Genomic DNA, 22,236 nt, shown 5'->3' with positions numbered 1-22,236 from the left:
TCTCGGCCGAGCTCACGGCACGTTCGCCGCACCAGGGGTGATCGTCGCGGAGAGCGCCCAGTCGACGGCGGCCCGGTTCGTGTCCGCCCCGTCGGGCAGGCGGCAGAGCGAGCCTGCCGCCATGCCACCGTCCGCCACCGTGGCCGGCAACGCGTCGCCTTCGACGAGGCTCACGCTGGCGCCCCCGATCGTGACGGCGGGGATGCTCCCCTCGTAGGAGAGCGCGTCGATCACGGCCCCTGTCATGGTGTTTATCAGCGCGATCCCGTCGGGAGCCCCGTTCTGCATCCGGTCGGTCTGCGCGCCCGAGAAGGCGATCGTCACCGCGCCTTCCGCCACGACGCCTGGCATGGTGTCGGTGCCGACCACCGCCGTGCTGCCGACGACGAGGTACTGGCCAGCCGCGAGCGTACCGGCGGAGCTCAGATCGAGCGTCCTGTAGGCGGAGGGCGCGCTGCTGGATCCATCGACCAGCACGAGCGCATGGCCCGTGAGATCCACGGGCGCGCCGGCGCCATTGTAGACCTCGATGAACTCGGCTCCATCTCCGCCCGGCTGATCGTAATCCACCTCGTTGATCACGAGCCCTGCCGTCGCGGCCACCGCCCCAAGGGTCGTCACGAGGTCCTCGACGCCGCGCGGCTCGACCTTCGAGTCGCCGTTCCGGTGGGTGAGGATGCCGCGGATGCTCGCGAAATGGTCGCCTTCCGCCGGGAAGGGGTTGGCCCGGTACAGGAGGTCGTCCACGCGCAGATCGCCTGTGACGATGAACTCATGATATCCCGTGTCGAGCCCGATCACCGAGATGTCCCCCATTTCGACGAGGACCCCCTCGAGCTCGGCGGCGCGCGCGCCGCCCGTCGCGATGTCGGCCGGCGCGACGGGCTCCGGGGCCGGCGCCGCCTCGCCGAGCGACGCGATCACCTCGACCACGGCGGACCCGAGCTGGATCTGCCCGAAGTAACTCGCGATCACCGCGCTCGGGATCCGCACGCGATCGCCGACAAGCACCGTGTTCTGCGGGCTGTACACGTAGACGCCGGAGTACGCCGGCCCCGCGTACCCCGGGTCCCCCGGCTTCGCCTGGACGAAGAAGCCGCTCGCGTGCTTCCCGGTCACGAGCACGTTCTCCAGGGCCACCGTCTCGCCCGCCGCGCGCGTGCCGTCCTTGATAGCGTAGATCGCCACCGTGCAGCCCAGGGGCCCTGGGTTCGCCTGGTCCGGGCACAGGTCGCACGGGTCGCCCTTGCCGTCGCCGTCCGCGTCGGCCTGGCCGGGGTTCTGGAGGTTCGGGCAGCTGTCCGCGCCGTTCGGCGTGCCGTCGTTGTCGGCGTCGTTCGGGTCCGGCGGCGAGCAGAGCGTGCTGCCCGCGTCGAGCGGGCACGCGTCGCAGGCGTCGCCGTCGCCGTCGTTGTCGAAGTCGGCCTGGCCCCCGTCGTCGAGCGGCCGGATCGGGTTGAAGACGCTCGGGCAATCGTCCGCGCCGTTCTCGATGCCGTCGCCGTCGAGATCCGCGTCCGTCGGCTGCCCTGTGTAGACGGTCGAGCCGTTCACCGAGGCGTTCAGGGGCGCGCTCTCCACGCGGGACGGGGTGCAGAGCGGCTCGCCCTCGGGCTCGCCGCAGAAGAAGGCCGGGTAGATCTCGCCCGCCTGCTGCTCGAGGTCCTCCAGCGTCATCCCGATCTCGTCCCGCAGACAGACCTGCTTCGACACGCCGCACACATCGACCGCGTCGCATGCGCCCGCGCCCCGGACCGCGGACACCACGGCCGCGTCGCCATACAGGACCTTTCCGCCGCGCATCACGAGGACGACGTCCTCGGGATCGGCGGCGACCACCGCGCGGTGGCCCTCGCGCTCTCTGCCGTCGAAGATCGCGATGTCGGCGACCTTCCCCGTGGACAGCGCGCCGATCACGTCGTCCGCCGCGGTGACCGCGGCGGCGCTCCCGGTGACCATCCTCCACAGCTCCTCATCGGTGAAGAAGCCGTCGTAATACGCCTCGTTGAGCGCCGCCGCGCACCGGAGCTCGCGCAGGAGGTTCATCGATCCGGTCGCGATCCAGTCGGTGCCGAGCGCGATCTGCACCCCGAGGCGGGCGGCGGCGGTGACCACGGCGGTGTCGCCGTAAAGCGTGATGTTGGAGCGGGGAGACCAGATGAGCGCCGTGCCCTCCGCCGCCATCGCCGCGTAGTCGGGCGCGGTCAGGCCGATCCCGTGGATGAACGCGCTCTGCGGCTCGAGCACGTCGTTCGGCGCCGCCTTCAGGCAGACGAACTCGTTGCGCGCCGACGCGTCGATCCCCTCGGCGACGTGCGGGCAATAGGCGTCCTCTCCCTCGACGTCCTCCCCCGTCACCATGTCGGCCGAGTAGCCGCAACCGCTCACGAGCTCACGGCCGCCCGTGTCGTCGAGCGGGAACGTGTCGAGACGGACCGCGCTCTGGCCCAGGCCCTCCTGGTCGGCCCGGTCCAGGTTCCGGAGGAGGCCTGGCGCGCTCCCCGAGCCCACGATCGAGGTCGCGCCGCTCATCAGGAAGCGGAGCTCGCCCCAGCGGATCTGCGCCTGGCTCGCCATGCCGGGCGTGTCGATCCTCGTGTGTTTGTTGTTGCCGGTGCGCCAGTCGTGCCGGTGCTCATAGCGCTCCTCGGTCGGGGTATACGGGCTGTTCTGCGTGTACGTGATGTGATCATGCGTGTTGATCAGCGCCGGGGAGACGACGCCGGTCGGGCACCGGATCTCCGTCGCGCCCGCCGCCTCGCAAGCGCAGCCGACGCACGCGATCGCGCCCCGCTCGTCCACGAGCACCCGCCCGCCCCGGTACACCCTGCCGGGGGCCAGCACGACGCCCCGGATCAGCGTCGCGCCCGCGCCGGCGGCCACCTCGCACGTCCCCTGCGCGAGCGGCAGAAGCTCCTCGCAGACGGTCTCCTCGGCCGGCGTCTTCGTGCAATCGGCCTCGCAGCCGTCGCCCGTCGCGACGTCCCCGTCGTCGCACTGCTCCCCCGGATCGATGGCGCCGTCGCCGCAGCGCGGGGGCACCTCGACCTCGCACGCCGCCGAGCAGCCGTCCCTGGCCGCCGTGTTGCCATCGTCGCACGCCTCGCCCGCGTCGAGCGCGCCGTCGCCGCAGCGGGGCGCCGCTGGCTTCTCGCGCTGGCACGTCGGCGAGCAGCCGTCGCCCTCCGCGGTATTGACGTCGTCGCACACCTCGCCCTCGTCGACCACGCCATCGCCGCAGACGCCGGAGCGACCGCCCGCGCCGTCGTGCCCGCAACCATTGAAGAGCAAAAGTCCGACGTGCACGGCCATCCGCCGCGCGAAGCGCGCCGAGCTGTGAGGCATGCCTCCCCTGTCGGCGACGAGAGCGCTCGAGTTGCCTTCAAATGACGCGGCGGCAGCGCACCATCGCGATCGCGCCGATCGCGAACAATGCGAGCCAACCCACATCTGACCGCGTTCCGCCTCCGCTGGTTGCGCCCGCGGCATAACTGCAGGAGCTCGCGCGCCGCTTTCCGTCGATCGGCCGCCCCACCTGTCCGCTGGTGCCGGGCGGCGAGCCGGCCGCGACGCCGCCGCCGCTCGATCCGCTCCCCCCGCCGCCGCTCCCCGACCCCCCGCCTTGCGCCGCCGGCTCGCAGTTGTCGGCCGACTCGCTGAACGCGGCGAGCGCGAGCTTTTCCACGCCGGCCTCGTCGACGAGGCCGAAGGGCTGCTCGTCGAGCGGCGCGTCCTGGAAGCTGGCCCAGACCACGCCGGCGACGTCGTCGCGCTCCGAGAGGATCTCGAACGACGTTGTCAGGTTCGCCGCCTGGAGCTCCTCGCCGGCGAGCGCGCTCGACCACGCCATCCCGGTCACGGCGAAGGGGCTCTCGTCCCCCTCGTCGTCGGCGAGGTCGCGCAGCGCGTCGAGATAATCGTTGAGCGTCACCGGATCGACCTCGGTGCGCTGATGGAAAAACAGCTGTTGGCCGAGGCGAGACCACGGCGTCCGCTGGCCGAAGCGCGCCTCGAGATCGTCCCACGCCGGCTGCGCGTAGAGCTCGCGCAGGTAATCGACCCCCGAGAACGGCGCGGCGGCGTCGTCCGAGGCGAGCAGGCCGCCCGTGGTCAGCGACAGCGCGTCGACGTTGAAGAGCGCCTCGTTGCGGATGCGGATCTGGGCGAGGATCTGCGCGAGCACCCGGGGCAGGATGAAGGTGCAGCCGGCGTGCTCCGGGTCGAGCGCGGGGTCGGGGAGCTCGGAGCAGTTCGGCTGACTCCAGATCTCCCACTGGACGACGTCCCCGGCGTACCTCGTCATGAGCGCCTCTGCCGTCTCGGCGAACGCCTCCACGTACGCATTGTCGCCGTCCCGGTCCGGATCGTCATTCCAGACGTCCTGTCCTTCTCCGATCGTGCGGTGAGAGAGGAGCCCGACCGGCTCGAGGCCCGCGGCGCGCGCCGCGTCGATGATGGCGTCGTACTGCTCGAGCTTGTCGTCGTCCCACGCGTCGGCGTCATCGAGCAGGAACTCGACGCGCACGGCGCCGGCGCCCGCGCGCGCGAGCCGCTTCGCGTGATCCTCGTCGAGGATCACCTCCCCTGCGTCGACGGGTGCCCCTGGATCGATGCCATAGAAGCCGCACGGCACGCCTCGGGCACCGAGCGCCGGGGGCGCGACGAAAAGGGCGGAGGAGGCGGCAAGAGCGACAATGGCTGCACGCATGTCGCGAGGATAGCTTGGATGAGGGCCTCGACCAAGAAACGACCCCGACATGAACCATCCATGGTAGGGAGAGGCTTCACATGGCTTTCCTGGAACCGCAAGAAGCAGAGCACGGGCAACTCGGGGTCGCCCCTCCGAGCGGCGAGGCCGACGGCGACATGGAAGCGGCGGGCGACGACGTCGTCGGAGGCGCGCCCCCGGCCCGACGCCTGCGCGACTGGGTGCGAGGCGCGCCGCTCTCCGAGCGCCTGCACCGCGCGTTCGGCCTCGTCTTGCCGGCGTTCCTGCTCGTCGTGAACATGGTGCGCGTGCGCTCGTTCACGATCGACGACGCGTACATCTCGTACCGGTACGCGCGCAACTTCGCCCGGGGCCTCGGGCTCGTCTACAACGCCGGCGAGCGCATCGAGGGGTACACGAACTTCCTCTGGACCGTGCTGCTCGCGGGCGGCATCAAGCTCGGCCTCGACCCCGACGTCGTCGCCAAGGTGCTCGGCGGGCTCGCCGCCTGCGGCTCGCTCGGCGCGCTCTACCTGCTCTCGGCCCGGCTCCGCCCGCACGGCGCGGTCCCTTGCATCGCCACGTGGCTGTTCGCGAGCTCGATCGTGCAGAGCGGATATGCCGTCTTCGGCCTGGAGACGCCGCTGTTCGTCCTGCTCGTCCTCGCGGGCACCGAGATGATGTTCCGCGAGCGCGACCGGGGGACCGGCTTCCCGTATTCGGGCCTCGTCTTCGGGCTCGCCGGCCTGACGCGCCCGGAAGCGCCGATGTTCATCGGCATACCGATGCTCTTCCTCGGCCTGCGCTTCTTCGGGCGGCAGAACCTCCTCCGCGGCGTCGTCTTCGCCGCGCCCATCGCGTGCCACATGCTCTGGCGGCACAGCTACTACGGCACGTGGCTGCCGAACACGCTGAGCGCCAAGACCGGCAGCCTCGCGGAGCAGCTGGCCGGGGGGCAGCGCTACCTCGCGGAGTACGCGGAGCACACGTGGCCGGCGCTGCTGCTCGGGCTCTTCGGCCTCTGCGTGGCGATCGTCGCGCGCCACCGCGACGCGCTCTGCGTCGCGGCCCTCGCGCTCGCGGTGGGCGGCTACGTGCTCCTCGTGGGCGGGGACTGGATGCCGTACTACCGCTTCATGAGCCCGTTCGAGCCGTTCTGCTTCCTCCTCGCGGGCCTCGGCGCGCGCGCGCTGCTCGAGCCGCTGCTCGCCCAGCTCTCGGCCCGCGCCGCGGACGCGCCCGAGGGCGGGGCGATCGCCCTCGCCGCGGGGGCCGGCGTGCTCGCGCTCGGCTGCCTCATCGCGCTGGGCGCCTTCCGGGCGCAGCGGATCGAGCGCGCCCAGCACCGGATCCTCGACGACGAGAAGCGGTTCTGGGACAGCGCCGCGGGCGGCGTGGCCAACTGGTTCGTGGAGCACGGCAAGCCCGGCGAGGTCGCCGTGGGCGACATCGGGTACATCGGGTATGTGACCGACTACCCGGTGCTCGATCTCCTCGGCCTCGTCGATCCCGTGATCTCCAAGCTCCCGGGCGGCTACACGCGCAAGACGGGCCCCGGCTACGTGCAGCACGTCTTCGACAAGATGCCGCGTTACTTCGTGTTCGTCGGCGGCGCCGACACGTGCGACAAGCTCCCGTTCCCGGCGCAGGAGAAGCTCCGCAAGGACCGGCGTTTCCGGGGCGTGTACCAGGTGGCCGGGATGGTGCGCCACAGCAAGAACGGCTACTGGTGCGTCTTCGAGCGGCCGGACGACGCCGCTCCGGCCCCCGCGCACTGAACCTCGCCGCGAAGCGGCGGGGTTCGCCACGACAGCCTCGCAGCTTCGCGGGCGCGCGCGACCCCACCGCAGCTCCGCGAGGTTTGCTAGCATCGCCGCCCCATGCCCTGGCTCTGGTACGTAGGTCCCCTTGCGTTGCTCGTCGTCTGGTTCCTGACCGGCTTGCGCGGTCGGCACGAGGCGCGGCGCGACCGCGAGCTCGCGCGCTGGCGCGCCCTGATGACCCCCGAGGCGGCCCCGGCCCGCCCCGGCGCGAAGCCGGGCGGCCGAAAGGCCGACACCGTCGCCGACGGCCCTCGTCCGGTGCGCTCGTTGCCGTCCAGCCTCCAGCACACGCTGCAGGAGACGGGCGGCGGCGCGGTCCTCGCCCGCTACGAGCTCGTCCCGAAGCTCGCCTACGTCGCGGTCGTGGGCCCGGACGCGAAGAACGGCAGCGAGTACCAGGTGGTCCTCACCAAGCTGGCCAAGGCCGCGCCCCGGCTCACCGTGTGCCCGCTGCCCATCGTCGATGGCAGGCGTGTCCCCAACACCGGCGTCCAGTTCAAGAAGGACCCGGAGTTCATGGAGCAGTTCCTTGTCGAGGGGCCCGAAGCGAAGGCCATCGGCCGGTGGCTCTCGAAGAGCATCCGCGACGCCCTGCTCGACTTCCCCGACGCGTGGCTGTTCGTGCAGGATCGCACCATGGCGCTCGCCGTGTACGGCCCCGCCGACGCCGACCGCATGGAGGAGCTCGTGATCGCCGCCGACGCGATCTTCGCGGAGCACGGCAACGAAGGCGCTCCCTCCCTGCTGTTCGACGGCGACGATGACGCTGACGAGGACGAGGACGACGAGGACGAGGACGACGAGGAGGACGAGGACGAGGAGGCCGCGGGCGCCGAGGGCGCCGTTCGCTGACCACGGCCGAGCCGAGCCATGGTAGTCCTCGCAGGTGGGCCTGAGTGAACGCGAGATCGCTGCTCTCCTCCGCTCTCCTGCTCTCGCTCTGGCTCACGGCACCCCCTGCCGCCCCGGCAGAAAAGAACAGCTGGGCTAAATCCCAGGGATCGCGTGCGGAGCTCGAGCTCGACGTCCTGAGCAAGTCGGCCTCCTGGGCCATGGACGATGTCACGTCCGAGGTGAGCACGTTCGGGCTGACCTTCGATCTCCGAGGTCAGCTCGCGTGGTTCGGCCGGCTCCACCTCGACGTGGATCTCCCGCTCGCTTATGGCGACGTCTCCGCCTCGTTCCGGTCCACCCGGCTCGGCGTCGACGAGAGCAGCAGCGCGGGCAGCCTTCTCTTCGGCAACCCCACGGTCGGCGCCCACTATGCGCGCGCCCTCTCGCGCAAGCTCACCGTCTTCGGCGGCGGCGCGCTCTCGATCCCCGTCCTCAGCGCCCCCGACGCCGACGCCCGCGCCACGCTGCAGGCGACCGCCCCCGCGCGCGCCTCCTTCGACCTGCACCGACTCACCGCCGGGCACCTGCCCCTGAGGGCCCGCGGCGGCGTCGAGGCCGAGCTCGCCGCGCGGCTCTTCTACCGCGCGGACACCGCGGTGATGTTCGCCCTCCCGACCAGCAAGGCCGGCGTCGAGCTCGTGGTCGAGCAGGGCGACGAGCTCGAGCTGCGCGGCCGAGGCCCCTACGGCGGCGGGCTCCGCCTCCAGGCCGCGCTGACGCTCACCCGCGACGACAGGATGCAGCTCGCGATGGAGCCGTTCTTCACCTACACGCTGAAGCAGCCCGGCTTCTACGCCCGGGCAGGGCTGCTCGTGGCGCTCGACGCGCCGCTCGGGTTCGGCCTCGCGGAGGACAAGGTCGCCACCCTGCGGCTCGCTGCCGGCCGCAGCTTCTGACGCGTCGCCCGCCTTCGCTCGCCGCCGCGCCGCCCGCGCCGAGCCAGCCGCCCGCCGTCACGCCGGGGGGGATCCCCCGCGCCCCCTGCCGCTCGCCGTCGTAGGCTTCCCTGGCGCGGGAGCGAGCGAAAGGCGGGGCGATCACCATGGGCGAGCAGCACGTCTCCGAGCAGGCGAGCGACGAGCAGCACAAGGCGTTCATGCGGGCGCTGCTCGACGACGTGGAGGCGCTCGAGCGCCTCCTCCTGGAGGATCGCATCGAGTCCGGCGTGCGCCGCATCGGCGCCGAGCAGGAGATGTTCCTCGTCGACCGCGCGCTCCGGCCCGCCCCGCTCGCGCTGGAGGTGCTCGAGCGGGCCGCCGACGCTCGGCTCACGACCGAGCTCGCTCGCTTCAACCTGGAGGCGAACCTCACCCCGCTCCCGTTCGGCGGCGACTGCCTGCGGCGGCTCGAGGCCGAGCTCTCGGAGGTCATCGGGCGGGCGGCCGAGGCCGCGCGCGCCGCCGGCGCCGACGTCCTGCTCACGGGCATCCTCCCCACCCTGCGCGCCGGCGACCTCCGCCTCGAGAACCTCACGCCGGCGCCTCGCTACCACGAGCTCAACCGCGCGCTCTTGCGGCTGCGCCAGGGCGACTTCCGCGTCTCGATCCACGGGCTCGACGAGCTCGAGATGACCCACGACAACATCCTGCTCGAGTCGTGCAACACGAGCTTCCAGGTCCACCTCCAGGTCGGGGCGCGGGAGTTCGCGTCGCTCTACAACCTCGCCCAGGCGGTGACCGCGCCCGTCCTCGCCGCCGCGGTCAACTCGCCGCTGCTCCTCGGGCAGCGGCTCTGGCACGAGACCCGGATCGCCCTCTTCGAGACCTCGGTCGACACCCGCCCGAGCGCGCTCGAGGGCCGGCAGCAGAGGCCTCGCGTCCACTTCGGCGACGGCTGGGTGCAGGGCGGCGTGCTCGATCTCTTCCGCGAGGACATCGCGCGGTTCCGCGTGATCATGACCGCCGATCCCGGCGAGCCCCCCGCGGCCGTGCTCGCGCGCGGGGAGGCGCCGGACCTCAAGGCCCTGCGGGTCCACAACGGCACCGTCTACCGCTGGAACCGCCCCTGTTACGGCGCCCTGGCCGGGGTCGCGCACCTGCGCATCGAGAGCCGCGCGCTGCCCTCGGGGCCCACGATCCTCGACGAGGTCGCGAACGCCGCCTTCTTCTTCGGCCTCATGACCGGCCTCGCCGCCGAGCACCCGCGCATCGACCTCGAGATGCCGTTCGAGGACGCCAAGGCGAACTTCTTCGCGGCGGCCCGCCACGGCCTCAAGGCGCAGCTCACGTGGCTCGGCGGCCGGAGCCTCCCTGCCCCGGAGCTCATCCTCTCGCACCTCCTCCCCGCCGCCCGGGCGGGCCTCTCGGCCGCGGGCATCGACGCCGCCGACGTCGACCGGTACCTCGGCGTCGTCGAGGAGCGGGTCCGCCGCGGCCAGACGGGCGCGCAGTGGGCGCTCGGCTCGCTCGCGGCCATGGCCGGGCGGGGCACCCCGGAGCTGCGAAGCCGCGCCCTCTGCGCCGCGATGCTCGCCCGCCAGCAAGAGGAGGCCCGGGGTGGCGGGGCCGGGCGCCCGGTGCACGCGTGGGAGCCCGCCGCGCTCGAGGACGACCTGGACCTCGTGCGCGACAGCTACCGGACCGTCGGCCAGTTCATGTCGACCGATCTCTTCACGGTGCGTCCCGCCGACATCGTCGACTTCGCGGCGAGCGTCATGGACTGGCGGCACGTGCGCCACGTCCCGGTCGAGGACGAGCAGGGCCGGCTCGTCGGCGTCGTCTCCCACCGCGCGCTGCTCCGGCTCGTGGCCCGCGGCGCCGCGGCGGCGCCGAGCGGATCCGCGCCGCCCACGGTGGCGTCGATCATGCGGCCCGACCCCGTGACCGTCGCGCCGGACACGCCGACGCTGGAGGCGATGCGGATCATGCGCGAGCACCGCGTCGGCTGCCTGCCCGTCGTCGCGGGCGAGCGGCTCGTGGGCATCGTGACCGAGCGCGATCTCCTCGACGTCTCGGCGGCGCTGCTCGAGGCCTTCCTGCGCGAGGCGTGAGCGCGCCGGAGTGGCAAAGAGAGAGAATGAAACGCAAAGACGCAAAGGCGCAAGGAGAAGCGAGAAAAATTCTTCTCGACGCCTTTTTGCGTCTTTGCGTCTTTGCGTCTTTGCGTTTTTTATTCTTCTAGGAACCCTGCGAGGAGCAGCGCTCCCGCGCGGAGCTCACAGATCGCTGATCTCGACGCACGTCATCGCGTCGCCCTTGGCCTGGCAGTCGAACACGGTGCCGTACGCGTTGAAGAAGCCCTGCTTCGTGCGCGTGACGTGGTACCGCGTCCCGTCGATCTGCCGGATGCTCGTGTAGCTCCCCTGACAGCCGATCACGCCGAAGCTCGCGAGCAAGAGCCCGAAAATCAAAGAACGCTTCATTCGCCTGCCTCCGTCGTTACCTCGACCTCGGTGCACTCCGCCTTGCCCGGCGCGTCAGGGCACATCCACATCGCAGGCTGGTTGTTCTTGTGACCGGCCACATACACATAACCCGGCGCCGCCGGCGCCGAGTCGCTCGCAAACGTCGCACACCCCGCGAGCGCCGGAGCGCCGCAGAGCAACGCACTGCATAGAATGAGTTTCCGCATGGCCAACCACGCTAACGGCAAGCTCAGGCGTGGGCCAAATTAGCGCCCAGGCTGTCCCAACCGTTCTTCCTCCACGTCGCTTTCTCGCGGAGCGCCTCGCCACCTGCGACGCACCCGCCGCCCACGGTTGACACGCCGCGTTAGCGCACCTAAGGGAATACCTCCAACCGGTGTGCGCTGGCACGCCGGGATCCGGGGGGCTGCGCGGGGCGCGCGGGGCGGGCTCGCGATGGGCTCTCCGGCAGCAGAGGAGTCGACATGGCTTCAGGCAAGAATGGGAAGGGCGGCAAGGACCGGGTGGCGGTCGTTGCCGGGCTGCGCACGCCGTTCACCAAGGCGGGGACGGCGCTCAAGGCGCTGCGCACCGTCGATCTCGCGGCCACGGTGGTCAAGGAGCTCCTCCAGAGGAGCGAGGTGACCCCGCGCGACGTCACGCTGGTCGTCTACGGCCAGGTGGTGCCGACGCTCGACTGGCTCAACATCGCGCGCGAGGTCGTGCTGCGCACCGGCCTGCCCAAGGACACCGACGCCTTCAGCGTCTCGCGCGCGTGCGCCACGTCGCTCCAGGCCATGACGAGCGCCGCCGAGGCGATGCTCGCCGGCCAGCACCACGTCGCCCTCGTCGGCGGCGCCGACAGCATGAGCGACGTGCCGCTCGGCGTCTCCCGGAAGCTCGCCTCCGCGCTGGCCGATTTCCAGAAGGCCAGGACGCTCGGCGCCCGGCTGGAGATCGTCTCCCGCCTCTCGCTGAAGGACCTCGTGCCCCCGATCCCGGGCTTCTCGCGCGAGCCGACCACGGGCGAGCAGATGGGCGAGGCCGCCGAGAAGATGGCGAAGCAGAACGGCATCTCGCGCGCCGAGCAGGACGCGATCGCCCACCGCTCGCACACGAACGCCGCGCGCGCCTGGCGCGACGGCACCTACGCCGCCGAGGTCATGCACGTGATCCCCCCGCCTTACGACAAGCCGGTCGAGCGCGACAACGTGGTCCGGGACGACTCGACCCTCGACGCCTACGCGAAGCTGTCGCCGGCCTTCGATCGGCGGCACGGCACGATCACCGCGGGCAACGCGTCGCCGCTCACCGACGGGGCGAGCGCGCTGCTCCTGATGCGCGAGGGCAAGGCCAAGGCGCTCGGCTACCAGCCGCTCGGGTACGTCAAGTCGTGGTCCTACGCGGCGGTCGACCCTGGCTGGCAGCTCCTGATGGCCCCGGTGCTCGCCGTGCCGCGGGCGCTCGAGCGCGCCGGCCTCTCGCTCGCCGACATGGACCTCGTCGACATGCACGAGGCCTTCGCCGCCCAGGTCGCGTCCAACCTGAAGGCGCTCGCGTCGCCGTCGTTCGCCGCGGAGAAGCTCGGCCGGTCCGCCCCCGTCGGCGAGATCGATCCGGAGAAGCTCAACGTCAACGGCGGCTCGATCGCGCTCGGCCACCCCTTCGCGGCCACGGGAGGACGCATGGTCCTCTCCACGCTCCGAGAGCTCAAGAAGCGCGGCGGGCATCACGCGCTCCTCACCGTCTGCGCGGCAGGCGGCCTCGGCGCCGCCGTCGTCCTGGAGGCCGCATGACAACGACCTCCGCCGCCGCCACGCCGGCCCCCGCTGCCGCGAGCCCGCTCTCCCTCGAGGTGCGCCCCGACGGCGTGGCCGTCGTCACCTACGATGTCCCGGGCGAGGCGGTCAACACGCTGAAGCCCACGTTCACCGGCGATCTCGAGCGGATCGCGGGCCAGATCGCGAGCAACCCGCTCATCAAGGCGGCGATCCTCGTGTCCGGCAAGGCCGACACGTGGATCGCGGGCGCCGACATCGAGATGCTGAAGGGCGTCGCCACGGCGGCCGAGGCCGAGGCGATGTGCCGCGCCGGCCACGAGGCGATCCTGCGGATCGTGCGCTCGCCGAAGCCGATCGTCGCGGCGATCCACGGCGCCGCGCTCGGCGGCGGCCTCGAGGTGGCGCTCGCCTGCCACGCCCGGGTGCTGAGCGACGACCGGAAGACGGTGCTCGGCCTGCCCGAGGTGCAGCTCGGCCTGCTCCCCGGGATCAACGGGCTCCAGCGGCTCGCGGAGCGCGCCGGCCTGAAGGCGGCGCTCGACCACGGCCTCACCGGCAAGAACATGCGCCCCTCGAAGGCGCGGCAGCTCGGCGTCGCCGACGACGTCGTCCCCGCGGCCATCCTGAAGGAGACGGCCGCGGCGCTCGCGCTCGAGCTCGCTGCGGCCGGCCCGCCGTTCCGGCCCAAGCCCAAAAGCGCGCCGAGGCTCGACTCCGCCGCGCTCACCCGCGCTGCCCTCGAGGGGAACCCGATCGGCCGTGCCCTGCTCTTCCAGCAGGCAGCGCGGCAGACGCGCAAGAAGACCGGCGGGCACTACCCGGCGCCCGAGCGGATCATCGACGTGCTGAGGACCCATGCGGAGAAGGGCTTCGAGGCGTCGAAGGAGGTCGAGGCGCGCGCGTTCGGAGAGCTCGTCGCGTCGAGCACGGCGCACCGGCTGATGGAGCTCTTCTTCGCGACGAACGCGATGAAGAAGGACACCGGCGTGGACGACCCCGCCGTGCAGCCGAGGAAGGTCGAGAAGATCGCGATGATCGGCGCCGGCCTGATGGGGGCCGGCATCGCCTATGTCAGCCTGAACGCCGGCATCTCCGTGCGGCTCCGGGACCGCGACGACGCGTCGATCGGCCGCGGGCTCAAGTACGTGGCCGACATCCTCGGCGAGCGGGTGAAGAAGAAGCAGCTCACGCCGCTCGAGCGCGACGAGAAGCTCGCGCTGCTCACCGCGACGACGGACGGCTCGGGCCTCCGCAGCGCCGATCTCGTGATCGAGGCGGTGTTCGAGGATCTCGCGGTGAAACAAGCGGTCCTGCGGGACGTCGAGCAGCACGGCAAGGACGGGGTGATCTTCGCGTCGAACACGTCGTCGATCCCGATCTCCCGGATCGCGGCCGCGTCGAGGCGGCCGGAGAACGTGGTCGGGATGCACTACTTCAGCCCTGTGCACAAGATGCCGTTGCTCGAGGTCATCCGGACCGAGGCGACGTCGCCCGAGGTGGTCGCGACGGCGGTCGCGGTCGGCAAGCGCCAGGGCAAGACGGTCATCGTCGTGAACGACGGAGTCGGCTTCTACACGAGCCGGATCCTCGGGCCGTACATGAACGAGGCGAGCTGGCTGCTCGCCGAGGGGGTCGCGGTCGAGCAGGTCGACGCGGCGCTCGTCGCGTGGGGCTGGCCGGTCGGCCCGCTTGCGCTGCTCGACGAGGTGGGCATCGACGTGGCGGCGCACGTCGGCCCGATCATGCTCGAGGCGTTCGGCGACCGCCTCGCGCCGCCTCCCACGATGGCCAGGCTGGTGTCCGACGACCGGAGGGGCCGCAAGAACGAGCGCGGGATGTACCTGTACGGCGCTGCGGCGAAGAAGAAGGGCAAGGGCAAGCACGCCGACGAGAGCGTCTATGGCGTGCTCGGGCTGCCGGTGCCGAGGGCGAAGGACGGCCCGCCCGTGCCGGTCGAGGAGATCCAGCTGCGCTGCTCGCTCCAGCTCGTGAACGAGGCGCTGCACTGCCTCGGCGAGGGGATCCTCCGGAGCCCGCGCGACGGCGACATCGGCGCGATCTTCGGCCTGGGTTTCCCGCCGTTCCGCGGCGGGCCGTTCCGCTACGTCGACAGCCTCGGCGCCGCGGAGGTGCTCCGCCGCATCGAGACCTACGAGCGCCGCTTCGGCAAGCGCTGGACGCCCGCCCCGGCGCTCGTCGAGGCGGCGAGGACCGGGAAGCCGTTCTACGGCTGAAGAGAGAGAGAGAAGAAAAAACGCAAAGGCGCAAGGGCGCAAAGACGCAAGGGAGAGAGAAAGATTTATTTCTTCTTCTCCTTGCGTCTTTGCGCCCTTGCGCCTTTGCGTTTTAAATTCTTCATCCCTCCACCACGCTCCCCGTTTCAATCGAGCTCCGCGGCCACATCCGACCCGGCCCCCGGCCCCTGATGGCCCGCGCCTTGCTCTCCTCTCGGCGACGGACAGACAGCGCGGGAGGGGGCCAGTCATGCGGAAGTGCATTCGCGACGCGGTGGTCGTTATCACCGGGGCATCTTCGGGCATTGGCAGGGCGGCGGCGCTCGCGTTCGCGAGGCGCGGCGCGCGGGTCGTCATCGCCGCTCGGAACGAGGCGGCCCTCGAGGCGGTCGCCGCCGAGTGCGCGAGCGTCGGCGCGCCGGCGCTCGCCGTCCCGACGGACGTGAGGGACGAGCACGCCGTCCGGGCGCTCGCCCGCGCCGCCGTCGAGGTGTTCGGCAGGATCGACGTCTGGGTCAACAACGCCGCCGTGTTCCTCTACGCGCGCGCGGACGAGGCGCCCTACGAGGCCTACCGCCAGGTCATCGAGACGAACCTGCTCGGCTATGTGCACGGGGCGCGGGCCGTGCTGCCCTGTTTCCGCGCGCAGGGCGCCGGTGTGCTCATCAACAACGTCTCCGTTCTTGGGAAGTTCGGCGCGCCGACGATGAGCGCCTACGTGATCTCCAAGTTCGGGGTCCTCGGCCTCACGTCCTGCTTGAGACAGGAGCTCTCCAGCACGCCGGACATCCACGTTTGCAATCTCCTGCCCGCGACGATCGACACCCCGATCTACCAGCACGCCGGCAATTTCACCGGCCGCGCCGTCCAGCCGATCCGGCCGATCGTCGACCCCGAGCGGGTCGCGGCGGCGATGGTCTCCCTCGCCGAGCGGCCGCGGCGCGATGTCTACGTCGGCGCCGCCGGCCGCATCACCGCCGCGGCGTTCGTCGCCTTCCCGGGCCTCATGGAGCGGCTGCTCGCGGCGTACACGCTCCGCGCGACCTTCCTGGATCGCGCGGCGCCGCACACCGACGGCAACCTCTTCGTGCCCATGAAGCACTGGACCGGCGTGACCGGCGGATGGCGCGCGTCCTCGGGCCTCGCCGCGCTCCTCGACACCGCCCGGGCCTTCGCCGGCCTCGCGCTCACACTCCCGTCCACGGCGGCAGAGCGCCTCAAGCCACGATGACATTGCCGCCCTGGCACCTTCCGTACGCGATTCCCCAGCCATCTTGACGCGCCATCGCCCCCGACGTGTCTCTCAACCTCGGGGGTCCTGTGACGTGTTCTCCACGGAGCCCCGGCATGCTGCGCCCACAGCAACGATTCAATTGAAATGAGGAGGCGCAACAATGAGCCGTTATGTGGCGCGCACGCTCCGAGGCGATGACTTTTCGACTCTGATGGAACTGGAGACGACCCTCTTCGGCGGCGCGGGCGAAGGGGAGCTCGGGCGGTATTACATCCGTCTTTGCTGCGACTTCTTCAAGGACTCTTGTTTCATGGTCGAGGCCGCGGGGAGGCCCGCGGGCTACCTGCTCTCCTTCACGCGCGGCAAGGAGGTCTACTGCACGACCCTCGCCGTCCTGCCCGAGTATCAGGGCTCCCGCGCGACGCACACGCTGCTCCGCGCGTTCGTCGGGTCGATCCTTGGATGGGCCGAGTCGTGCTGGTTCACCGTCGAGGAGGACAACCACGCCGCGCGGGCGCTCCACGCCATGCTCGGCGCCAAGGAGATCGAGGTGCGCCCCGATTTCTATGGCACCGGACACCCGCGCATCATCTCGCGCATCGATCGCGACGCGTTCATGGCGCTCCGGGCCCGCTTCGAGAAGGTGGGGCTCGTCGATCGCCAGGCCGACGCGAAGGAGCCGCGCGCGGCGGAGAGCGGCGGCATCGCCGCGGTGGCCTGAGGCCGACGGACCATGACGACCACCGCTCCGCTCGACCACGGCCGCCGCGCGCCGGCGGCGGGCGACCGGCCCTGGACCGAGGCGCTCTCCGTCGCCAGCCGGGTCTCCGGCGTGATGGGGCTCGCGCTCGACACCGTGTTCCGGACCAGCCTGCTGCCCACGCTGCCCGCCTCGCGCCGCCGCGAGAGGGCGCGCCTTCTTCACGGTATCGCGCGGGACCTGTGCGCGCTGCACTGCCTGCGCGTCCGCGTGACCGGCGCGCTCCCCGCGTCCCCGTTCGTGGTCGTGGCCAACCACGTCAGCTACCTCGATCCGATCCTCCTCGCGTCGCTCACCCCCTGCACCGCCATCGCGAAGCAGGAGATCGGCAGCTGGCCGATCATCGGCGATCGCGCGCGCGATCTCGGCGTGCTGCTCGTCGATCGGCAGCGCCCGACGAGCGGGGCGCGCGTGCTCCGGAGCGCGCTCCGGGCCCTGCGCCATGGCGTCCCGGTGCTGAATTTCCCGGAGGGCTCGACCACCCGCGGAGAGAAGGTCCTCCCGTTCCGGAAAGGCATCTTCGGCGTCGCCCGGCTCGCGGGCGTCCCCATCGTGCCCGCGGCCATCACCTACGATGATCCGGAGCTCTGCTGGGCGGGCGACGACACCTTCCTCCCCCATTTCCTCCGCTTCTCCAGCCGCCGAGAGGCGAGCGCCCGCGTCGCCTTTGGCCCGCCGCTCGGCGATCACGGCGGCGCGGCGGATCTCGCGGACCGCGCCCGCGCCGTGATCCTGGACCTCTTGAGCCTGTAGGAGATCTCATGTCCCAACAACGAGCAGCCGCGTACCTGCGGCACGGGCAGACGCCGTTCTTTCGCCTCCCGACCGCGGGATTCCACGAGGCCGGCGCGTCCGCCTATTCCGGCGCCGACGCCGTGCTCCTCGGCGTCCCGTGGGACGGGAGCGTCACGTACCGCCCGGGCACACGCTTCGCCCCCTACGAGCTGCGCCGCGTGAGCGCGCTCGTGCAGTCGTATCACCCTGGCCACGGCGTCGACGTGTTCCGCGCGCTCAACGTGCTCGACGGGGGCAATGTGCCCTTTCCCCCGTTTCACGCAGACTCCGTTCGCGAGCTGATCCAGGCCTCGGTCGACGAGGTGCTCGCGGCCGGCGCGGTCCCGTTCGTCGTCGGCGGCGACCACTCGATCGCGCTCCCGGTGCTCCGCGCGCTGTCGCGGCGCCACGGCCCCGTCACGGTCGTTCACGTCGACGCGCACCTCGACACGAGCACCTCGGAGGTGTGGGGCGAGCCGTTCCACCACGGCACGCCGTTCCGCAACGCGATCGAAGAGGGGCTCATCGGGCGGAGCGCGCTCCACCAGATCGGCATCCGCGCCACGTGGGGCCACCCGGAGGAAGGCGCCTTCGCGGCGCACGCCGGAGCGACCCTGTACGGCATGGATCGGATCGACCGCGACGGCGCTTCTGCGATCGCCGCCGCCATCAGGGCAGCCGCGGGCGAGTCGCCCGTCTACATCTCCTTCGATATCGACGGCATCGACCCGGCCTATGCCCCGGGCACCGGCACGCCCGTGCCCGGCGGGCTCACCTCACGCGAGGCGATCCAGCTGCTCCGCGGCCTCGCGGGGATCAACCTGGTGGGCATGGATCTCGTCGAGGTATGCCCCGCGCTGGATCACGCCGACATCACCCTCCATCTCGGCGCGCACCTCCTGTTCGAGGGCCTGGCTCTCCTCGCGACGCGAAACGGCGACCAGCGCGACCAGCGCGACCAGCGCGACCAGCCGCGCGGATGACGTGAATCGACGTGAATCGACGTGAATCGACGTGAATCGACGTGAATCGACGTGAATCGACGCGAATCGACGCGAATCGTGGAACCGCGGAATCGGGACACATGAATCCGCTCAATCCGCTGGCGCCCGCCGCCATTCCGGTGTCACATAAGAGACGCTGGGATGACACGCACGCCCGACCTATGCGGCCGCTACGCCGAGCTCCCGCAGCTCGATGATGCCTGGGCGCGCCTCGCGCGCACCTACAGCGGACGGGAAATAGCGATCGGGACGTCCGCGAACGGAAGACCCTTGCGGCGCTACGACTTCGGCAATCCGCTGGGTCCGACGTTCCTGCTGACGTCGCTCATGCACGGGGTCGAGGTGATCGGCGGGCTCGCGCTGCTCGATGCGGTCCGGTCGATCCTGGCGAGCGGACGATGGGGCGCGGCGGCGCGGGCGCGGCTCGTCGTGGTGCCGGTCGTCAACCCCGACGCGTTCGCCGACAACCTGGAGCGCCTCCGCGGCGAGCGGCGAGCGTCGCAGCGCTGCAACGCCCGCGGCGTGGATCTGAACCGGAATTTCGCGCCGCTGTCCTCGTCGCGGCCGCTGCACCCGTTCGCGGGCTCGCGGCTCCGGTGGTCGCCGCACTACACGGGGCCTCACGCGTTCTCGGAGCCCGAGTCGCGCGCCCTGCGCGACGTCGCGCTGGAGACGCGGCCTGCGCTCGCGATCGGCTTTCACAGCTGCGGCAACTTCCTGCTCTACCCGTGGGCGCACACCGACATGCCCAACCCGCGCGAGCCGCTGTACCGGGCGCTCGGCGACGCCTTCTGCCGGGCTCTGCCGCGCGAGCGGTACGAGATCCGCCAGGCGGCGCACTGGTACCCCACGGTCGGCGACATGGACGACTGGCTCGACGCCAACCTCGGAACGCTCGCCTTCACGGTGGAGGTCAGCCGTCCTGCACGCTCCTTCCGCGACCTCCGCCGGCTGCTGAACCCGTTCTGGTGGCTGAACCCGCGCGAGGCCGACGAGGCGATCGCCAACGTCGTCCCCGGCGTCGGCGCGCTCCTCTGCGACGCCCTCGACCGCGGCGTGGGCGGCGCGGCCTCGCGGGCGGCCCCGCCGATCGACGCGCCGCCTGCGGAGCTCTTCGCCGACGCCGCCGAGTGAAATGGCCGCGCTCGCGGCGGGATCGCGGCTGCCTCTGGCCGCCATCCCGCGCTGGCCAGAGGGCGACGGCGGCGAGGGCTGTCGAAAAGTGCCAGTCCCGCGCGCGGCATCCACTATCCTTCGGGCGTGGACGCCGCCACGCCCCGCATACCGCCGACCGTGCGGATCAGCCCGAGCGCGGCGGCGCGTCAGGCCGGCGCCGACGAGTCGGACATCTGGCAGCACACCCCCGACGAGGTCGTCGACGGCAAATACCGGCTGGTCCGACCGCTCGGGCGCGGGGGCATGGCCGAGGTCTGGCTCGCCGTGCACGTCACGCTCAAGACCGAGCTCGCCGTGAAGTTCCTCAGCGCCTCGCTGACCGGCGACGCGGAACGGAGCCGCACGGTCCTGGAGAGGTTCCGGTTCGAGGCCCAGATCTCGGCCCGCCTGAGCGCGCGCACGCGGCACATCGTCGCGGTCCACGACGCAGGGGTCCACGACGACATCCCTTACCTGGTGATGGAGTACATCCCGGGGCGAACGCTGTTCGCCGAGGTGCGCCACAAGGGACCGATCGAGCCGGTGCGCTTCGGGCACATCCTTGATCAGATCGGGGACGCGCTCACCGTGGCGCACGACATGGGCATCGTGCACCGCGACCTGAAGCCTTCGAACGTGATGCTCGTCGGCACCCCCGGCGCGGAGCTGACGGTGAAGGTCGCGGATTTCGGCATCGCCAAGGCGCTGCACGGCGATCTCGGCCTGGATCGGCCGCAGGAGACGGAGGCCGACGTCATGCTGGGCTCGCCGAACTACATGAGCCCGGAGCAGCTCGCCTCGCCGCTCGCGGTCGACGCGCGGGCCGATGTCTGGGCGCTCGGCGTGCTGGCCTACGAGGTGCTGACGGACTGGACGCCTTTTCAGGGCAACAGCATCGCGGAGATCATCGTGGCGGTCAGCACCCGCGATTTCGAGCCTGCCACGGAGGTCCGGCGGTCGCTTCCCCAGGGGCTCGACGCCTGGTTCTCGCGCGCCCTCGCGAAGGGGCCGGCGCAGCGGTTCGCCTCGATCCGCGAGATGGTGGAGGCCTACCACGCCGCGCTCTCGGCGCCGCCGCCCGAGCAGCCCGCGGAGGTCGCGCCGCCGCGGCGGCGGCCTCGGGTCGCGCCCGCCGTGGCGCTGGCCTGCCTGACCGCGCTCGGGGGGACGGCCGCGCTGGCGGCGCGCCTGCTCGATCGGCCGCGCCTGGAGCAGCCGGCGCGGCTCATAACCCCCGGCGTGCGGGGCGCCCTCCAGGCGGTCGCGCTGCGCTCGCCGCCCCCGCCGCAGCAGCCCGCCGCGGCGGAGCCGCCGGCCACGGCCGAGCCGCCCGCCTCCGCGGCGGCGCCCGCGCCGCCTGCCTCCGTAGCACCTGCGCCGCCTGCCTCCGTAGCACCTGCGCAGCCGCGCTCGTCCCAGCGCCGCCCCGGGGCTGACAGGGCCGCCCCACGCGCGACGGCCACCGCCGCGCCCACGGTGCCCCGGCGCCGCAAGGAGATCGACAAGAGTGAGACCTTCTGAGCGACGGCTCATCACGCTCTGCACCGTCGCCATGCTCGCGGCGGCGCCGGCGCGCGCGCTCGCCATCGGGGCCGAGGAGGACGCGAAGACGCTGTTCGCCCGGGGCCGCGAGCTGCGGAGCACCGGACAGTGCGAGCAGGCGGTCATCGCCTTCCGGAGCGCGCTGGAGATCTACCCCGAGGGGCTCGGCGCGCTCCGGAACATCGCCGAGTGCGAGGAGGAGCTCGGCCGCTATGCCTCGGCGAGGCGAGACTGGTGGGATCTCCGGCGCGCCGCGCTCCAGTCCAACGAGGCGAAGTACGCCGGGTGGAGCGATGACGCCGAGGCCCGCTACCGGGCGCTCGGCAGCAAGGTCGGGACGCTGACCGTCCGGCTGAAAGGCGCCGAGGGGCGGCCGCCGGTCCGGGTGGTGCTGGACGGCAAGCCCCTCGACCCGAGGCTCCTCGGCGTCGAGCTCGAGCGCGATCTCGGCGCCCACACGGTCGAGCTGTTCTACGGCGGCGCCGCGCCGATCGCGGAGCGCGCCGAGCTCACGCCTGGCGCCCGCCAGGTCGTGACGCTGGCCGTCCCCGCGCCGCTCCCGGGGCGCGACGCGCTCTCCGCGCCGAGCGCCTCCGGCACGCCCGCGAGCGGCATTCGCATGGGCGGCTACGTCGCGCTCGGCGTCGGCGGCGCTGGCGCGATCGCGACCGTCGTTGCGCTGGCCGTGCGCGCCGGCGCGCTGTCCGCGGTCGAGGACGGGTGCTCCCCGGCCGGCGGAGGCGCCTACGCGTGCCCGCCGTCGCTCCAGGGCGACTACGACACGGGCAAGACCACGTCGATGCTCGCCGGTGTCTTCGCCGGCGTCGGCCTGGTCGGGATCGGCGCCGGCGTCACGCTGCTCCTGCTGAGCCCTTCCGAGCCCACGGCGCCGTCCCCTGGCAAGCCGGCGGCGGAGCTCGTCCTCACGCCAGCGCCGGGCGGCCTCGGCTCGCGCCTGCTCGTGAGGTTCTGAGGTCCGGCGAT

Annotated in this window: 17 protein-coding genes; 13 read left to right on the top strand and 4 right to left on the bottom strand. The window is 71.9% G+C overall.

Annotated elements, in window-relative coordinates; genetic code table 11:
- Positions 1 to 12: 12 nt before the first annotated feature.
- Both WMF44_RS00330 and WMF44_RS00325 read right to left on the bottom strand, forming a co-directional pair.
- Positions 13 to 3,345 (bottom strand): lamin tail domain-containing protein, encoded by a 3,333-nt coding sequence (locus tag WMF44_RS00330; RefSeq protein WP_437297121.1) that lies wholly within the window; start codon positions 3,343 to 3,345, stop codon positions 13 to 15.
- A 37-nt stretch (positions 3,346 to 3,382) separates the two neighbouring features.
- Positions 3,383 to 4,708, bottom strand: coding sequence for a hypothetical protein (locus WMF44_RS00325; protein ID WP_437297120.1), 1,326 nt, complete (start codon positions 4,706 to 4,708; stop codon positions 3,383 to 3,385).
- 80 nt (positions 4,709 to 4,788) lie between these two features.
- On the opposite strand from WMF44_RS00325, the gene WMF44_RS00320 reads away from it, so the two are divergent.
- The 4 genes from WMF44_RS00320 (at position 4,789) to WMF44_RS00305 (ending at position 10,414) form a co-directional block, all read left to right on the top strand.
- Positions 4,789 to 6,486, top strand: a complete 1,698-nt coding sequence (locus tag WMF44_RS00320; protein ID WP_437297119.1) for a hypothetical protein — start codon at positions 4,789 to 4,791, stop codon at positions 6,484 to 6,486.
- A 102-nt stretch (positions 6,487 to 6,588) separates the two neighbouring features.
- Entirely contained in the window at positions 6,589 to 7,383 is a 795-nt protein-coding gene (locus WMF44_RS00315; RefSeq protein WP_437297118.1) for a hypothetical protein, read from the top strand.
- A 200-nt stretch (positions 7,384 to 7,583) separates the two neighbouring features.
- Entirely contained in the window at positions 7,584 to 8,321 is a 738-nt protein-coding gene (locus WMF44_RS00310) for a hypothetical protein (protein WP_437297117.1), read from the top strand.
- Positions 8,322 to 8,467: 146 nt separating this feature from the next.
- Positions 8,468 to 10,414, top strand: a complete 1,947-nt coding sequence (locus WMF44_RS00305) for a CBS domain-containing protein (RefSeq protein WP_437297116.1) — start codon at positions 8,468 to 8,470, stop codon at positions 10,412 to 10,414.
- Positions 10,415 to 10,579: 165 nt separating this feature from the next.
- Here the strand turns inward: WMF44_RS00305 and WMF44_RS00300 are convergent, their stop codons facing one another.
- Together WMF44_RS00300 and WMF44_RS00295 are read right to left on the bottom strand one after the other, a co-directional pair.
- Positions 10,580 to 10,786: a hypothetical protein gene (locus tag WMF44_RS00300; RefSeq protein ID WP_437297115.1), complete on the bottom strand. Its 207-nt coding sequence runs from the start codon at positions 10,784 to 10,786 to the stop codon at positions 10,580 to 10,582.
- Positions 10,783 to 10,995, bottom strand: a complete 213-nt coding sequence (locus WMF44_RS00295) for a hypothetical protein (protein ID WP_157906336.1) — start codon at positions 10,993 to 10,995, stop codon at positions 10,783 to 10,785. The genes WMF44_RS00300 and WMF44_RS00295 overlap by 4 nt, the downstream gene beginning before the upstream one ends.
- Positions 10,996 to 11,253: 258 nt before the next feature.
- Here WMF44_RS00295 and fadI point away from each other — a divergent pair, with 258 nt between their 5' ends.
- The 9 genes from fadI to WMF44_RS00250 all read left to right on the top strand — a co-directional run bounded on the left by fadI (position 11,254) and on the right by WMF44_RS00250 (position 22,225).
- Entirely contained in the window at positions 11,254 to 12,564 is a 1,311-nt protein-coding gene (fadI, locus tag WMF44_RS00290) for an acetyl-CoA C-acyltransferase FadI (RefSeq protein WP_437297114.1), read from the top strand.
- Positions 12,561 to 14,783, top strand: coding sequence for a fatty acid oxidation complex subunit alpha FadJ (gene fadJ / locus WMF44_RS00285; protein ID WP_437297113.1), 2,223 nt, complete (start codon positions 12,561 to 12,563; stop codon positions 14,781 to 14,783). The genes fadI and fadJ overlap by 4 nt, the downstream gene beginning before the upstream one ends.
- A 250-nt stretch (positions 14,784 to 15,033) precedes the next feature.
- Positions 15,034 to 16,014, top strand: coding sequence for an SDR family oxidoreductase (locus tag WMF44_RS00280; protein ID WP_437297112.1), 981 nt, complete (start codon positions 15,034 to 15,036; stop codon positions 16,012 to 16,014).
- A 214-nt stretch (positions 16,015 to 16,228) separates the two neighbouring features.
- The gene (locus tag WMF44_RS00275) at positions 16,229 to 16,738 is read left to right on the top strand and encodes a GNAT family N-acetyltransferase (protein WP_437297111.1); all 510 of its coding nucleotides are present in this window, start codon (positions 16,229 to 16,231) and stop codon (positions 16,736 to 16,738) included.
- A gap of 12 nt (positions 16,739 to 16,750) precedes the next feature.
- A complete protein-coding gene (locus WMF44_RS00270; protein ID WP_437297110.1) occupies positions 16,751 to 17,530 on the top strand; it encodes a lysophospholipid acyltransferase family protein in 780 nt (259 codons plus the stop codon).
- A gap of 8 nt (positions 17,531 to 17,538) precedes the next feature.
- Entirely contained in the window at positions 17,539 to 18,534 is a 996-nt protein-coding gene (gene speB, locus WMF44_RS00265; RefSeq protein WP_437297109.1) for an agmatinase, read from the top strand.
- Positions 18,535 to 18,696: 162 nt separating this feature from the next.
- Positions 18,697 to 19,689, top strand: a complete 993-nt coding sequence (locus WMF44_RS00260; protein WP_437297108.1) for a M14 family metallopeptidase — start codon at positions 18,697 to 18,699, stop codon at positions 19,687 to 19,689.
- 126 nt (positions 19,690 to 19,815) lie between these two features.
- The gene (locus tag WMF44_RS00255; protein WP_437297107.1) at positions 19,816 to 21,231 is read left to right on the top strand and encodes a serine/threonine-protein kinase; all 1,416 of its coding nucleotides are present in this window, start codon (positions 19,816 to 19,818) and stop codon (positions 21,229 to 21,231) included.
- Entirely contained in the window at positions 21,218 to 22,225 is a 1,008-nt protein-coding gene (locus WMF44_RS00250; RefSeq protein WP_437297106.1) for a tetratricopeptide repeat protein, read from the top strand. Before WMF44_RS00255 ends, WMF44_RS00250 begins: the two co-directional genes overlap by 14 nt.
- Positions 22,226 to 22,236: the final 11 nt, after the last annotated feature.

Origin of the sequence: Sorangium sp. So ce426 (genome assembly GCF_051475585.1) — a bacterium.
GTDB lineage: Bacteria > Myxococcota_A > Polyangia > Polyangiales > Polyangiaceae > Sorangium > Sorangium cellulosum_B.
Note: the sequence above shows the minus strand (reverse complement) of the source record. Positions and strands in the feature narration are given on the sequence as shown.